A 15,979-nucleotide genomic window follows, 5' to 3' on the forward strand; every position below is an offset into this window, starting at 1 on the left:
CGTTATACATTTAGCTCTTTTAATTTATTCCAGACGCTCTGGCCGCCAGGGTGAAACGCAGCATGATACCGATATGCGTAATATGTAATAGGCACGTAATAATGCTTTTGGCCAACCACAACTAAACAATCCTCTTTTAACATACTCACTGAGATGTTCATTTGGTTTATAAGGTTACGAGCTGTTATATAAAATATTTTACTGCTTGAGGTAGTGTAATCGGTAGATTTTTCCTACCTATTAGCTCTGCGCCTTGTGTCTATAATTTATCGAGACACAGCATGTAGAGCTTGCTCACGCGAGAAACCGAGCTTTTGACTGCCTAATCACTAATTTTAAAAACTACGTTTTTAAACGCCAACAAGCTGCGCTTATACAAATGCCCAACAATCAATGCACTTACTACTAAGCGCTGCTTAAAAATCAACCTCACTAGCTATAACGAGGTGTACCAAGCAAATGGCACACCTATTTTGTTATGCAGGTATGGGGGCGTTTTCTGCAATAAGCTGTTTAGATTTCAACTCACTCCAAAATTCGCTTGGTATGGTAACTTTCATTGAGGCTACATTAGCTTTAATTTGATCTGCCGTGCGTGCGCCAGGAATAATTGAGGATACCGTTGAAGGCGCCTCTGCGAATTGCAGTGCAGCTGTTTTAATATCAATCCCATGTTTAGATGCAATGTCGCTTATTGCATTAAACTTTTGCTGCATAGGCCCAGGAATTTTAGGCGAGTAATTAAAGCGGTTACGACCGGCTAAAAAACCACCATTAAGCGGCGCACCAATGACTGCTGAAATACCTCGTTTATCAAGCATAGGAAAGGTTTTATCAAGTGCCTGCTTGTGATCTAAAATTGAATACTGCAGCGCTAGTAAGCAAATATCTGGGTCTGACATATCAAGCGCTTTATAAACAGCATGAGGTGTATTTATTCCAAAACCCCAGCCTTTAATTATTCCTTCATCACGCATTTTAGTTAACTCAGGAATAGCCCCTTTTGCTGCCTGATCAAAATACTTAAGCCAATCATCTCCCATATCACTATTTTGCGGTGATAAATCGTGAATATAAACAATATCGAGTGAAGCTACTCCAATACGATGCAACGTGTCTTCTATTGAACGACGCGTACCTGATGCAGAGTAATCATATTTATAATGAAAAGGTGAGTGATCAGCCCAATGCCAGCTATTTTCTAGAGGCTCTGCTGAAGGGGTAAGAAGGCGACCTACTTTTGAGGATAAAACATAATCTTCACGCTTTTTGTTTCGAAGTAAATCACCGAAGCGCCTTTCACTTAAACTCAAACCGTAAAAAGGTGACGTATCAAAATGACGAATACCAGAATCCCATGCTGCATTTAGCATTGTTAAAATTTCTGCATCGCTTGATATAGTATTAAAGCCATTCCCTGCGGCAAGACCGCCTAAGCCCATTCTTGATTCAGGCCGGTAATGCTTAGCGTTAGTAACATCGTTTGTGGGCAGAGCAGCGCTTTTATCTATTGATCCTTTAGTTTGCATAACACTGCCGTTAGACATTTTTACTTTTAATTGTTCAGCCAAAGCTGAAGCACTAAAAATAGAGCCTAAACTTAAAGCAGCGCCTGCTTTAATAAAATTTCTGCGAGATACCATGTAACTATTCTCCTTGAGTAAGGTTAAATATCTACGCTATAAACTAGTATAAATACCAACCAAACTCAAGCGGGAGGAAAACAATAAATACCAATACTATCAATAAGATGGTTAAATTAACAAACGCTGAACGCGCACTTTAATTAACATTTTAGAATGATTATTTTCTTTACTCGTACAGTACTTTAATATGCACAAAATAGTGCACTTTAATAGCTTGATAAAAAAGCAAACTTCCAAATTGGTGCACGCCTTAATACTCATTTACACAACATAAAAATGGTTACATTTATTCAAGTGTAAAAATTAGTAAACAAAACCGGAATACATAAAAAGAGTGAATACCAAAGCTTAGTTAATCTCACTAGCAAAGCGATTGCGGTAACGCTTAGTTAATTTAACCGAACGTAGTTGGTCGCTGATTAAAGTAAATATTGGTGAAGCATTTGTTTTTACAGGTTTGCCTTGGCCTACACGGCGTATTTGCCTTTTTACCAGTGCCATAGTGGCAAGCCCTGCTAAGGTTTTATCTTGCCAAGTAACACTGGGTAATACGGCTAGTTGCAGTGGCTCGTTTTGCCATTTGTTTACTAAATTTGGTTGGTATGCAAGCGCAGTGGCAATACCCACGAGGGCCACTCCACTTTCAATCACGTTGTTGGCTATAGATAAGCGACTAATGCCGCCGGTGGTCATTATTGGGATTGATGAGCGGTGGCTAATCGCTTTTGCAAACTCTAAAAAGTATGCTTCGCGGGCAAGTGTGCGTTCGTCACCTGTTTTACCTTGCATTGCAGGTGCTTCGTAGCTACCACCCGATAACTCCACAAAATCAACATTGAGTTCATTCAATAAATCCACTACAACTTGCGCGTCACTGGGTTCAAACCCACCTCGCTGAAAATCAGCAGAGTTTAACTTTACCGAAACCGAAAGGGTGGGGGAACAAACCGCTTTAATACTGCGGGTTATTTCGAGAAGTAAACGGGCTCTATTTTGTAAACTTCCCCCCCATTTATCGTTGCGCTTATTGGTAAGTGGCGATAAAAACTGGGCAAGTAAATAGCCATGCGCTGCATGTATTTGTACGCCATTAAAACCGGCTTTTTCGGCTTGTAGTGCAGTTTGTGTAAAGCGGGTAATAACATCGTCAATGTCGGTTTGCGTCATTGCCTTTGGTACGCCAAATAAGTGCGAGTGCTTACCCATATTAAGTGCAACACTTGACGCTGATAGAGCCTTTCCACCCATTTTTTTAAATACTTGCCTACCAGGGTGATTAATTTGCATCACCACTTTGCAATTATTTTGCTTTGATAAACGAGCAAGCTCTGCAAAGGCAGTAATATCGGTACTTTGCTCAAGCACAAGGCCACCAGGGCCTGTCATCGCTAAATGATCAACCATTACATTGCCAGTAATAATTAGCCCTGTACCGCCTTTAGCCCATGCGCTATAAACGTTTTTAAGTGCTTGGGAGGGCGTTTGGTCCTCTTGTGCTAGGTTTTCTTCCATAGCGGCTTTGGCAATACGATTTTTTAATACTAAACCACTTGGCAAGGTAAAGGAGGTAAACACAGGGTTGCGCATAATTATTGGCTAATTAAATTGACATTAAAACAACTATAACCTTAAAGTTAGCTTGAAGGTCAACCTACTAAGTTTATGTAAAGTGGAGTTATTATTAGTTATGAAAATAGGCGAACTTGCAAAACTTACCAACATACCTGCCAGCACTATTCGTTTTTACGAAAGCAAAGGGTTATTAACACCAACCACTCGCAGTGCTAATGGTTATAGGCTGTACACCCAACAAAACTTAGAAAAACTGCAATTAATTAAATTTTCACAAAGCTTGGGTTTTTCACTCAACGAAATACCTTTATTACGTAACGAAAACGGCGAGCTAAACCACACAATAATAATCGAGCGTTTAGAAAAAAAACAAAAAGAAGCTGACATTTTGATTGAGCAAATGCAGAAAAAGTCACAGCGTATTGGCAGTTTAACTGCGTTACTAAACTCTTATTGGGATAAAGGCGAATGCCTGCCAGAAAGTAAATTAAATGAATTACTAGAAGTAATTGATTACAAATAAACTAATACAGCTTATTCAGGGCCTGTTTATCTTTTGAGGTTAAATTTGCAGCAGTATGTTTGGTATTTAGGCAAGGCAGAGTCTATGTAGTGTGGTTATTCCCCATAAACAGACGATAACGTAGTATAAATGCCAAACATGCGCTGCCCGAAGGGTTCTCCCTAGGGGCAATTTACTCTTTGTTGCCTACATGGATGTAGGTAAGGGGCGAGAGCAGGACGCGGAAGCTTTGCTCGATTTTTACTTATTATTACATGGATGTAAGCCATTAGAGTAACGCAGGAGCAGTTATCGAGCCCACTAAATTACAAACCTCGCGCCGCGATTAAATAGCCCCTAGATTGAACAAATTTTATCCTGAAAGGTCAACAAGCCCCAGTAAGCTGTATTTTATTTATGTTACTTAAGCTTTTTAATGCCAATTAACACACAGATGGCACCGCCAATAATACCCGCCCATGCTTCTATTGGTGTATCACCACTAAATGCACGGCTTAGCTGCGAAGCCGCCGCATCATACACGTCATATCCCCACATAATTAAAGCGATACCTATAACGATTAAAACAATACCTATAATCTTATTATTCATAAACACCTCTGGTTTCTAACGTACATTATTTAACATACTTAATTGAAAACACTTAATAAATCTAATCAAGCTCTAGCTGCGCACGTTCAACGCTCTCACTAGGTAACTCTTTTTGTACCGATACACCAAGCTCTTTAAACTCTGATGCTTGTTTAATTAAATTACCTTTACCACGGTATAATTGCGAGAACGCTTTGTCGTAACTTTCTTTCGCTTTATCAAGCTGCTTACCTACGCCTTCCATACTTAATAAAAAACCATTGAGCTTGTTATAAAAACGCTCAGCCCGATTTGCCAGCTCTTTTGAGTATTTGGTTTGCTCTTCAAAACGCCAAAGCTGTTTAACAATATTTAAACTAGTAAGCAGGGTAGTAGGTGTAGCTACCAGTATATTTTTTTCGATTGCTTGTTGGTAAATATCACTTTGATATTTAAGTGCTTCTACAAAAGCTGATTCTATTGGTACAAACATAACCACAACTTCAGGCGAATTAAGCCCTGGTAAACGGTCGTACGATTTACTCGCAAGCTCATTAATACGTGCTGTAACGGCGTTTACATGCTCTTTAATTGCTTGATTAGCATCTAACTCATTTTCAGCGTTCACATAGCGTGTATAAGCATTTAATGATGTTTTAGCATCAATGACTAAGTGGCGGCCTTGTGGTAAGTAAACAACTACATCAGGGCGTAAGCGGCCATCTTCAGTGTTAAACGACACTTCGCGCTTATAATCAACGCCAGCACGTAAGCCAGCGCTATCTAAGACGTTTTCGAGCATGAGTTCGCCCCAATTACCTTGGGTTTTCTTTTGCCCTTGTAGCGCGTTGCTGAGCTTGTCGGCTTGATCTGTTATAGCTTGGCTTTTAGCTTGCAAATGCAATAGCTCGGTTTTAAGCGCGGTTCGTTGTTTTATGTCTTCAACATGTATTGATTCCATTTTTTCTCTAAAGCCTTTTAGCTCTCCTTGAACCGGTTTTAATAATTGTTCAATGCTTTCTTGATTTAAGGTTTTAAAGCTTTGTGATTTTTCTTCTAGAATCTTATTGGCTAGGTTTTCAAATTCTTTTTTGAGCATATTTTTACTTTGCTCAATTTGCGCGAGTTGCTCGGTAAAGCTTTGTTGTTTTTGCTCAAGGGTGGTGCGCATATTATTATATTCAACATCGCGTTGATTATATTGCTCACGAAGCGCTGCAAGCTCGCCTTCGGCTTTACGCCAAAAGTGATTGTATTGAATGCTTTGTTTTTCTTGTTCGCTAAAACGCGTTTTAAAATGCTGGGCTTCATCGCGCTGTTCTTGGTGAGTATGTTCTAGCAGTTCGTGATCTTCTTGCAAGGCGCTATATTGCAGCTCTTTATTATCAAATTGATTTTGTAATAGGGAAAGCTGTTGCTGCTGTTCGCTTATTTGTAGATGTAGCTTTTTGCGAAGCTGTGTTGATACAACGCCGTAAAATACAACGCCTAACGCAACACCAGCACCGGCGCTTAGCCAATCAATATTAGTGAGTACTTGAGTGAGCATAAAATAAACTTATAAAATTTAGAGACATGCCATCATAACCAATAACAAGCAATAGAAGTAGGGGAGCAAAGAAATTACAGACATAAAAAAACCAGCTCAAAATAAGCTGGTCAAATATTACTAAATTAAGTAATCAAAGGGAAAATCAACATGTGCCCGAGTAAGCTGCAACTTAAATACATAATCACCAAAATAACTAATATTACTGGGTGAGGCTATATAACAACAGGCATTAGAGTAGACCGGAAAACAAAATAATTAATTCAAATTAATTTACGAAAGATCATTTATTTTTATTCGGGTTGATTTAAACAAATCAAATTATGGGCATAAAAAAAGCCAGTTCAAAATGAACTGGCTTAATCATTACTAAAATTAGTAATCAAATAGGGGGAAATCAACATAAAACCTGTATTAACTGCAATTAATCAACAAGCATAATAGTAGACGCCGCTCTTTGAATTAAGTTCATAAAAAGATCAAAACTTTTAAAATAAAAATTGAATGCTAAATTTAGGCATAAAAAAAGCCAACTCAAAATGGGCTGGCTCAATCATTACTAAAATTAGTAACTAAATGGGGGAATCAACATGAAAACTTGTATTAACTGCAATTAATCAACAAGCATAATAATAGACGCCACTTTTTTAATTAAGTTCATAAAAAAATAAAAACTTTTAAAATAAGTGCTGCACGCTAAATTTTGGGCATAAAAAAAGCCAACTCAAAATGGGCTGGCTTAATCATTACTAAAATTAGTAACTAAATGGGGGGAATCAACATGAAAACTTGTATTAACTGCAATTAATCAACAAGCATAATAGTAGACGTCCGTTTTTTAATTAAGTTCATAAAAAAGTAAAAACTTTTAAAATAAGTGCCGAACGCTAAATTTTAGGCATAAAAAAAGCCAACTCAAAATGGGCTGGCTTAATCATTACTAAAATTAGTAACTAAATGGGGAATCAACATGATGCTTGTGCTAACTGCAATTAACCAACAAGCATAATAGTAGACGTCCGCTTTTTAATTAAGTTCATAAAAAGATCAAAACTTTTTAAATCAATTTAGTTTTTAATTAGCGATAACATTTGTTGTTCATCAAACTTTGTAAAGCTCATTGATTTATCAGTAAATAACGCATCTACAAGGGCTTGTTTATCTTGTTGCATTTTAAATACTTTTTGCTCTATTGAATTACTCATTATGAGCTTATACACAAATACAGGGTTAGTTTGGCCAATACGGTAAGCTCTATCAGTCGCTTGCTTTTCTACAGCAGGGTTCCACCATGGATCAAAGTGAATAACTGTATCGGCTTGTGTAAGGTTAAGGCCTGTACCGCCGGCTTTTAAGCTAATTAAAAACACAGATGTTTTACCACTGGTAAACTCGTCGATTACTTTATCTCGGTGGCGCGTTTGGCCCGTAAGCATACTAAAGTTAATGTTTATTTCTTCAAGGCGTTGGGCTATTAAATCAAGTGCCGATGTGAACTGACTAAATATAATAATTTTACGACCGAGACTTAACATAAGCGGTAAGTGTGTTGTTAACCATTCAAGCTTAGCTGAGCCTGCTTGAGTGTCTGGATCTATTAATTTAGGGTGGCAACAAATTTGCCTTAACTTTAAAAGTGCCTCTAAAAATGCAAGTTTACTTTTTTGTGCGCCTTGTTCGGCAAATAAGTCTATTAGCTTCTCTTCTAATGAACGTGTAATACCTTGATACATTTCTTTTTGCTTAGGCTCAAACTCAAACTCTTTAGTTAGCTCTGTTTTTTCAGGCAGCTCTTGCGCTACTTGTGCTTTAGTGCGGCGCATTATAAAAGGCATAATTAACGCTTTTAACTGCTCAGCTCTCTCCATATCAGCTTCACGCTCAATAGGCGTTTGAAAGTGCTGCTTAAAGTGGGCTTGAGACCCAAGTAACGATGGCATAGCAAAATCGAGTAACGATTTAAGCTCAAGTAAATTATTCTCGATTGGAGTACCACTTAAACAAAGTTTAAAGTCGGCATTTAAGCGTTTAACTAATCGCGAAACCTGTGCGGTATCGTTTTTAATGTATTGTGCTTCGTCGAGGATTATATTTTCAAAATATAATGGCGAATAATATGCAATATCACGCTTTAAAAGTGGATATGTAGTAAGTATACACTGCGCTTGCGCTAGGTGCTGTAAAGGATCGTTACGGTTTGAACCAAAAATAGTGGTGACTTTTAAGCTTTTAGCAAACTTAATAATTTCGTTTTTCCAGTTACTCACCAAACTAGTTGGACACACTATAAGTGTAGGGCCCGCTTGCGGGCGGTTAAATGTACTGGCTAAAAATGCAATAACTTGCAAGGTTTTACCCAGGCCCATGTCATCAGCTAAAATACCACCTAATTGGTGACGTTTTAAAAAGCTAAGCCAGTCAACACCTTGCTGTTGGTACTCACGAAGTGTTACTGAGTCATTTAAGCCATGTAATGAAACCTTAGTAATTGCTTTATCGGGACTATTTAGCTCTTGTAAGTATAGCTCTAATGAGTCGTCGTGAAGCTCTACGTTTATAGCAGTGTGCTTTACTAATTCAGGTAAATACGAAAGCGGAATATTAAATTCGTCTCGTGTTTTTACAAATTCAAAACGCTCTTTAAATTCATTTAATAAGTTAATTGCTGACTTATTAATAACCCCAAATTCACGACCAAGCGGATAGTAGTAAAATAGTTCACTTTGGCGATTTAATGACTGATATAGCGGGTCAGTATTGGTAAACAACAGCGATGCCTTAGCATCACATAGCAATACTTTGCAGTGCATTTGATGCCCTGCTGCGCGGTGTACATGTAAACTAACTTCACACTGCGGATTAGGACTTGTTACTTTACTTACACTTACTTGCCAACCGCGTTGCTTAAAGCCAGGGAATACTTCGTATATTAGCCAATGCAAATGGATTGAAGACTGCTTTGTAAATACCAGTTCACTTTGTAAACCCCCTTTACAAAATTCAAATCCTAAGTTAATTAGCTCGTTAGTTACAGTATTTTCAAATGCACTATTAATCGTACTTGCAGGTGCAGCACCTGCTAAATAGTTTTTATTTTTATACTTAAATAACAACGAAAGAGATAAACCTTGATCGCCCATAGTTACTTTTAAAACAGCATTACTAGAGATTTTAGGCAATGTTGGCTGTAAATTAGTAGGGTGGGGTATTACACCTGCACCAAAGTTATCGGCAAGCTGCTTGTATATTCTATCAAAGTTAGCGTCATGCAAAGCAGGCATAGTTTGTAAATGTGCTATTTCGTCTGCACTCAATGGGGTGCGAAGACGGCCCGCTTTTAAATGATCTAAATCGAGGTAAGTAGGTGGTGTTGTTTTTAATAAAGCCCAGTTTTGTGTTTGCTCAAGCTTAATAACTAATTGTGAGAGATCTTTATCTTGCTCCCAACTAAAACTTAATGCTTGGCCCGATTGCGCCTTAATTGGCACTCGAGAACGCTGGAAAAACAGGCGTTCTGTAGCTATCAACTGTTGTAAGGCACTAAAACCCCACTGGCCTTTTAGCTCAATACTTCCCACTGCATTTTGTGAGCGTATCCAACTAAATAATCTAAAATCACTTTCGAGTAAGTCACTCGGCGTTACAAAACTATTTAACTGCTGCTCGGTCAGGTTTCGACCTAGCGTGTAATTCTTTTTAGTCTCAACATTCGCTATTTTAGGTGTTAAGAATACTTTGTTATTTTCAATATCTAATACAAATAATAATACTTGCGATGGCGTGTTTTGATCACCACTTTTAAGTGCGCTTAATTCGCTAAACCAGTCATTAATAAAGTAATCTTCGCCATACTCACCAGAGTGCTCTATTTTGAGCTTAAATAAAATAGCAGCTAAATGTCGGCATTTAGTTTTTGCATTACACGTACAATGCGTATCAACAGAATAACCAGTTGGTACTTTACTGATCTCAATACGTTGGTTAAACGATGATCCATTATCCACTTGTACAGTAGAGTCGACTACAGAAAAATTAGGGGTGTGTTCTAGCCAAGTAATTTGACCTTTCTTGTAATATTCTTTTCCTTTATCTAAAACATTTTCACGGAAAAGTTTTTTAATAAAGCGTTCAGACAGAGGAAACTGGGTAGCCTGCTCATTTTTAATTTCTTCAAAAATAGCCATTAAATCATTTTTTGATAAGTTAGCAGACATGTCACTCTAAGCATTAAATTTTAAAAATAATCCTGCCAGTATATGCCTTATGTGCTCTGAGCTAAAGCACTATTAACAAGATATAAACTGGTTGGAGCTGATAACTTAGTAAAAAATCGGTTTGTAAGTAAAAATAAGCATCCAATTTTACAAAATAATATTTAAAACAACTGCAATGGTAGAAGTTACATATAGTTAGAAACATAAAAGTAGGCATTACAGATCACGATTTTACTAACAATAATAATAAATGAAGGAATGTAGCTAAAAAGAGGAGATTAGTTAGTAAAAAAGTGATCTTGAAGAAGGAATATGATTATTTAAAGAGGAAATAGGCCAGTAAAGATCAGATTTTTACTAACAAAACAATCTGCCAGATCACTATTTAACTAAGTAAATATGCCTGACAGATCATTATTTAACTAACTAATTAAAGGCACTTAATAACTTAGTTAATTGCTCTAAGCGCTTGTCTGTCATTACTTTATTATCAATTTTGATAGAGACATCACCGCTTTTTAAATTGCGTTGAACCGATATAAAGTTATTTTCTAGTACAGCTTCGCGCTTAACAGCTACTTGTGGCTCTGAAGTTAGGCATTTAGTGATCGCCATTGCACGCTTGTCGTCGCTTGTAATCGCATTTAACTCTTCATCACTAGCAAGGGCACTAACAAGTTGATTAAACGCCTCTTCGTCTCGCTCCTTTGCGTTAACAAGCTTTTTAGCGACTTCGCGACCTACGTGATTAGCAGTAGGGTAAAGCGCAATGACATCAGCAGGAATTTGCTCATAAGCTTTAATTGCATCTGCAATTGCAGTATGCGATACACCTTCTACCGCGGCAATCTCTCTGTAAGATCCTTTTTTACCTTGCTCAATAAGTTCATTTTTAGTTTGTTGGTATGCTTGGCCAAGCTCCCATAAACTAGGAGCAATGTATTGATCTGAAGATACCGCTAAAATTTTTGCATCTTGATCAGTAAAATCGCTTGAACTAAGTACTAAATAATCTGCGTTACCTAAAATACAGGCCATACGACGACGTGAACCTGCCAGAACTAAACTTTTGTCACCTTGATCCCAAAGTAGGGCAGGATGTTGATTTCGGCCATCTTCACGAATTGCAGGAAGAATGTCTGATACTGACTTTTCGTTTAGAAGTGCTTGTACACGACGATTTTTGCCATATACACCAGTGGTAGATTCAATATCAGCATGTGCGATCACTTTACAAACAAGCGTAATTTGACGAGCAGGGTCACTCGGTGCAGGCATTCTAATTACATCGCCAGCATTCGCTTGTTCTAGTAATGCATCAAGACTACTGCTGCCTACAGCAGTTGCAAATGGATCTAAGCGGGTGTCATTTTTACGTTTTTTAGCCATTTTTATTTAACATCCTTACTTAGGGGTATTGAGTGTTGATTGAGTTGACTGCCAATTTGAACGAATAAGCATTTCTAGCTCATCGACCACATCTTTAATATTTTCTTGAGCGCGCATTAATGACTCACGACTTGCTAAGCTGTCTGATGCTTTTTGATCAAAAATAGTGTTGAAAGACGATGAACTAGCGGTAATCGCGGAGCTGTGATTGATTGGGTAGCTCATTACTTGGCGACCAAATGCACTACGAACATCTTTAACGATATCGCGCTGTGAGTGATTACCTTTCACATAGTTGGTCACTAAAAATTGCATAAAGTCCCAGCCCTCATGGCCAAGTGCTGCAACTGTATGGTAAATCTCACCTAGTCGTTTTAAATATTTGTTATTAGCATCAAAATCTACAGCTTCTGGATGAACAGGAATAAGCATCGCAGTAGAGGCCATTAATGCATTATAAAACATAAAGTTAAGGGTAGGTGCTGTGTCAATTAAAATAATATCAAACTCGTCTTTAACGGGATCAATTACTTTCTCAAGTAACTTGTGGTAATGGCGAGTTTGCTCATAATTTGAGGTATCTTTGAGCAATGTTGCCGTTTCGTGCTCAAAGTAAAAGTCATCCATACCCGATGGTAATACACGAATATTTGGGATATGCGTTGGTAAAAATGAGTTAGACACAAATTCAGGCCATGTTTCACCCTCGTCTAAATCTATGCAATCACGCATTAAATCACCAACAGTAATCGGATCGTGCTCACTTGAAGGAAAAAAGCTTGAAGAAGAGCCTTGTGGGTCTAAATCTATAATACCAATGCGATAACGTTTAATATTTGTAGTTGCAAGCGCTGCCGCTATATTAACCATACTGGTAGTTTTACCGCAGCCGCCTTTGAGAGAATTAATTACAATAACTTGCAGTTTGTCATCACCAGTACGATGATCTGGTTTAATGTCCATAATATCGGCCATAGCAAAAATATTTACTAATGTGTAAGCATAGTGACCGTTAGCACCGCGTTTTATGTTTAAATCATCGAAGTCGCCATTATCATGACGTCTTTTTAAAGTACGATTATTACAACCTAATAAATCAGCAGCTGCTTTTTGTGTATACGTTCTTAATTCTTTTTCTTCTGATTTAAGATGAGCACGGTAGTGCTGAATACGTCCTTCTAATGATTTTTCAGCAACTTCAGCTGTGGCTTTCAAAAGCCGATAGGTACTTAATGCGTTATTGTTGATAGACATACTTTCTTCCTCAAAGTTAGGCAGTTAGTATAATGTCCATTCAAATAGCTGTAAACAACTATTTAAGACGACATGCATTTTAAAAACAAGACATCTAAAAATATTTTTACACCTTTAATATTGCTTAGTATAAATAAAGAAGTTTAAAGGTGGTTAAATATATAGGTAATAAAGGTTAAGGGTGTAAAAAAAGCACATAACATTATGATTTATATGAATAATGTTTAAAAAAGCAGATCAGGTTTATACTTGGTTAAGATCAGATCTTTATCTACCTGCGGATCAGCTTTTTACTAAGGTCTATTTTAAATATAGAGTTATGCACAGGTTACGCATGAAGTTATGAACAAAAAAAGCCCTGCAGATCAGTTTTTTACTAAGTAAATTATAAAGTTATGCACTAGTCGTAACATAAAAATACGCTTTTAATTAGTATAGATCTGATCTGTACTTGGTACAGATCAGATCTATTCTAACTCGGTAAGGCTTTATCCACAGGGGAATATATTTTTTGGTGTATTTGTCGTGCTTAATTTTAAAATTAAGCCATTGTAATGGACAAAATAACAGCTGAGTTAGTAAAAATTAGATTTGTGATAGTCCAGTTAGTATAAATATGATCTGAAATCGTAAGTAATGTACATCACTTAGTATAATAGTGATCCAAACGTTTTATTTAAAGTCAGATCACTTTTATACTAACTTAAACATTTAACTTTTGTTGCTTAATGTGTTGTTATTAGCTGTCGCAATAAAAATGGAAATAAGAACAATGAGCCGAAAGGTCAACATCTCGGTAGATAACTTGCCCGATACACTTAGGGGCCAAATCCACGGGGTGGAAAGTGCAATAGATAACGAAAGTTTAGCACTATTTACAGACAACAAAGACGTGCGAATTTCTATTGAAAATGCAGCACATGGATTACGTGCATATTCAAACACGTTTAATCACTATGATTTGTGGGGACGCTTTGTTCGCTCGGGCTATAAAAAATTGCCACTTGAAGAAGCGCCTAAAAAAACAATTATTACGCGTAAAATATCTGAAAAAGTAGATGGTATTTTGTACGATGGCGAAATAAAAATAACGCCAGCTGTTGTAAGTACACGCAAAGATGGCGAAGATGTTGAATACCTTGTTTGGCCATCAGATAGAGAAGAAAAAGTAGAGCGAGCACTTATTCGTTTAGCTTCTAAAGGCAAAATAGTTAAAATTAATTTTAAATCCGGTATTCAATACGCGGTTGTTTTTTCTATGAACGAATTAGCACAAGAACTCAAAGCGGTAGGGCAGTCAATGCCATATCCTGCAATAAAAGAGTCACTTGAAGCATTGCAAGGTTCTAAACTTTCATTTAAATATTCGGCAACAGATACTAAAAATTCTGATATAGATGATTCGTTTTACGAGTCAAACATGAACTTTTTATCGTCACTGCATTTTAGTGGCAAAAAAGGTCAGGGTGGCAATGTAAAATGTGTTGCCTGTTTAAATGCATTTGTTCATAACATGATTGATAACCTTGAATACAAAGGGTATTACTTTAATAGCGCTCAAGAATTAAAACGTGGATTATCGCGTTGGATGATGCTTCGTTTGTATCACCTTTGGCGTTATGCAGCACCAGGTAAAACGTACCATTTTAGATTACTTTCAATTATGGAAAAATACGGATCTATTTATTCAACTGATGATATTACCGAAAATAAATTAAAAGCACTTCGTCGTGATATGACCACCACAATGAAAGATTTGATTGAAAAAGGTGCAATATCAGAATACAGCATTACAAATGTTAAAGATGACAAAACCGGTAACATTATCGATTACACATACGAAATGCACCCGTCTGATCAGTTTTGCGATGAAATACTTACATTGAACAAACACAATAAACGCATTGAAATCCAAGGCGGTAAACGCATTGTTGAAAATGCCGTACTGATTGATGAAGATAAAATTGAAGAAATAGTAGAAAAATAATAACCGTTATTTTAAATACTGTACGGATAACTAAAAAGGCCACACTATGTGGCCTTTTTAACATAATGACTACCGCTCAACCTGTTCTAAATATAACCTATCAACCAAAAAATCATACTCGCGCTTACGAGGGTGAGTTTCGGGTTTTTGATAATCAGGTAATATACCTAATTTTACGTCTGGTTCTGGATTAATCAGAATAAAGGGTAATGCAGCACTCACATGATAGCGATTTTGCGCCGTATATCTCACATTTACCTGTGGACTCACTCGAGTAGGGCGGCGAATTCTAAGTTTTTCCTTTTCGCCTAAACTAGCAACCCGTAATTGTTCTTGAGCTACAAGTGATTGCCATTTTTGTTGATCTATCATTCTTGGATTTCGATAACTGGCCGATTTGTCGAGCATTTCGAGAGCCATTTTTTTAGTCAGCGTTTTAGTTGCGTGTTTGTGCATCCAAGTAAACCTAACCGAAAATGGCGATTCGCTTTCACTATGAATTTTACGATATGCAGCAAGCGTTATTAAATTTGGTATAGCATTGTGAACTGCTTCAAATCGAGCATCGTTGCTATCAATAGCTAAAATACATTCTTTAAACGTAGCTTTAGCTTTATTTACTTGAGCTATACGATTATTTAAAGCGTGTTTATCTGCATTTTTAATAACGAGCAAACCAGGGTGCCTTTTTAAAACACGACTGCTTAATCCTGATTTTTTATACATGTCTGAAAAAGAGTTTAGGATTGCTTTTTGAGCAGGTACTCCAGTGATTTTAGAAACAAGTATAGATTTTGGAACTTTACTCTCATCGAGACTACTTACATCTGGTAATTGATAATATTCCGCTTTGGAGAATTCACACTCTTTTAGTTCTTCAATCAACCTCAAAGTTAATTCGTTCATTAAATCAAACTGACTTCTAATTTGTACCTTAGTTACCATTACACACCTCAAAGAACACATCTTACTAGCCTTATATTATTACATGCACTTTGCTTTGTCTAAATAAATAACAAATAGTACTCGGAGCTTATAGTAACATAATAACTAAAATAAGTATGATGTGTTCTTTAAGATGAGAATATATAAATGAAGAAAGATTGAAACTCCTTACTAATTCATATGACATTGGAGTATTTACTTTGTCGTATATAAAAAGACTAATACGCCAAGTGCTAGATTATCTAAGTAGTAGGTGGTAAAACTAAGTTTAGAAAAATGAGTTAAGCGGAGTTATATAATTTCATATATTTATCTAACCGTCTTAGCATT

General features: G+C 36.9%; 10 protein-coding genes. 2 read left to right on the top strand and 8 right to left on the bottom strand.

Annotated elements, in window-relative coordinates; genetic code table 11:
* Positions 1–476: 476 nt before the first annotated feature.
* On the bottom strand, positions 477–1,643 hold the full coding sequence (locus I6F47_RS14605; RefSeq protein ID WP_197184105.1) for an aldo/keto reductase: 1,167 nt from the start codon (positions 1,641–1,643) through the stop codon (positions 477–479).
* Between the two features lie 351 nt (positions 1,644–1,994).
* Entirely contained in the window at positions 1,995–3,233 is a 1,239-nt protein-coding gene (locus I6F47_RS14610; protein WP_165722001.1) for an NADH:flavin oxidoreductase/NADH oxidase family protein, read from the bottom strand.
* A 100-nt stretch (positions 3,234–3,333) separates the two neighbouring features.
* Between I6F47_RS14610 and I6F47_RS14615 the strand changes: the two genes are divergently transcribed.
* Positions 3,334–3,741, top strand: coding sequence for a MerR family transcriptional regulator (locus tag I6F47_RS14615; RefSeq protein ID WP_165722002.1), 408 nt, complete (start codon positions 3,334–3,336; stop codon positions 3,739–3,741).
* Positions 3,742–4,140: 399 nt separating this feature from the next.
* On the opposite strand, the gene I6F47_RS14620 is transcribed toward I6F47_RS14615, so the two are convergent.
* The 5 genes from I6F47_RS14620 to I6F47_RS14640 form a co-directional block, all read right to left on the bottom strand.
* The gene (locus I6F47_RS14620; protein WP_007583678.1) at positions 4,141–4,332 is read right to left on the bottom strand and encodes a DUF3185 family protein; all 192 of its coding nucleotides are present in this window, start codon (positions 4,330–4,332) and stop codon (positions 4,141–4,143) included.
* Between the two features lie 61 nt (positions 4,333–4,393).
* The gene (gene rmuC / locus I6F47_RS14625; protein ID WP_007583680.1) at positions 4,394–5,860 is read right to left on the bottom strand and encodes a DNA recombination protein RmuC; all 1,467 of its coding nucleotides are present in this window, start codon (positions 5,858–5,860) and stop codon (positions 4,394–4,396) included.
* 1,067 nt (positions 5,861–6,927) lie between these two features.
* Entirely contained in the window at positions 6,928–10,074 is a 3,147-nt protein-coding gene (locus I6F47_RS14630) for a DEAD/DEAH box helicase (protein WP_010552907.1), read from the bottom strand.
* 426 nt (positions 10,075–10,500) lie between these two features.
* Positions 10,501–11,463, bottom strand: a complete 963-nt coding sequence (locus tag I6F47_RS14635) for a transcriptional regulator (RefSeq protein ID WP_165722004.1) — start codon at positions 11,461–11,463, stop codon at positions 10,501–10,503.
* A 15-nt stretch (positions 11,464–11,478) separates the two neighbouring features.
* Positions 11,479–12,717: an AAA family ATPase gene (locus I6F47_RS14640; RefSeq protein WP_007583176.1), complete on the bottom strand. Its 1,239-nt coding sequence runs from the start codon at positions 12,715–12,717 to the stop codon at positions 11,479–11,481.
* Positions 12,718–13,489: 772 nt separating this feature from the next.
* Between I6F47_RS14640 and I6F47_RS14645 the strand changes: the two genes are divergently transcribed.
* The gene (locus I6F47_RS14645; RefSeq protein WP_024591590.1) at positions 13,490–14,704 is read left to right on the top strand and encodes a hypothetical protein; all 1,215 of its coding nucleotides are present in this window, start codon (positions 13,490–13,492) and stop codon (positions 14,702–14,704) included.
* 69 nt (positions 14,705–14,773) lie between these two features.
* On the opposite strand, the gene I6F47_RS14650 is transcribed toward I6F47_RS14645, so the two are convergent.
* Positions 14,774–15,649: a DNA replication terminus site-binding protein gene (locus tag I6F47_RS14650; protein ID WP_197184106.1), complete on the bottom strand. Its 876-nt coding sequence runs from the start codon at positions 15,647–15,649 to the stop codon at positions 14,774–14,776.
* Positions 15,650–15,979: the final 330 nt, after the last annotated feature.

Origin of the sequence: Pseudoalteromonas sp. NZS37 (assembly GCF_015864265.1) — a bacterium.
Classification (GTDB): domain Bacteria; phylum Pseudomonadota; class Gammaproteobacteria; order Enterobacterales; family Alteromonadaceae; genus Pseudoalteromonas; species Pseudoalteromonas arctica.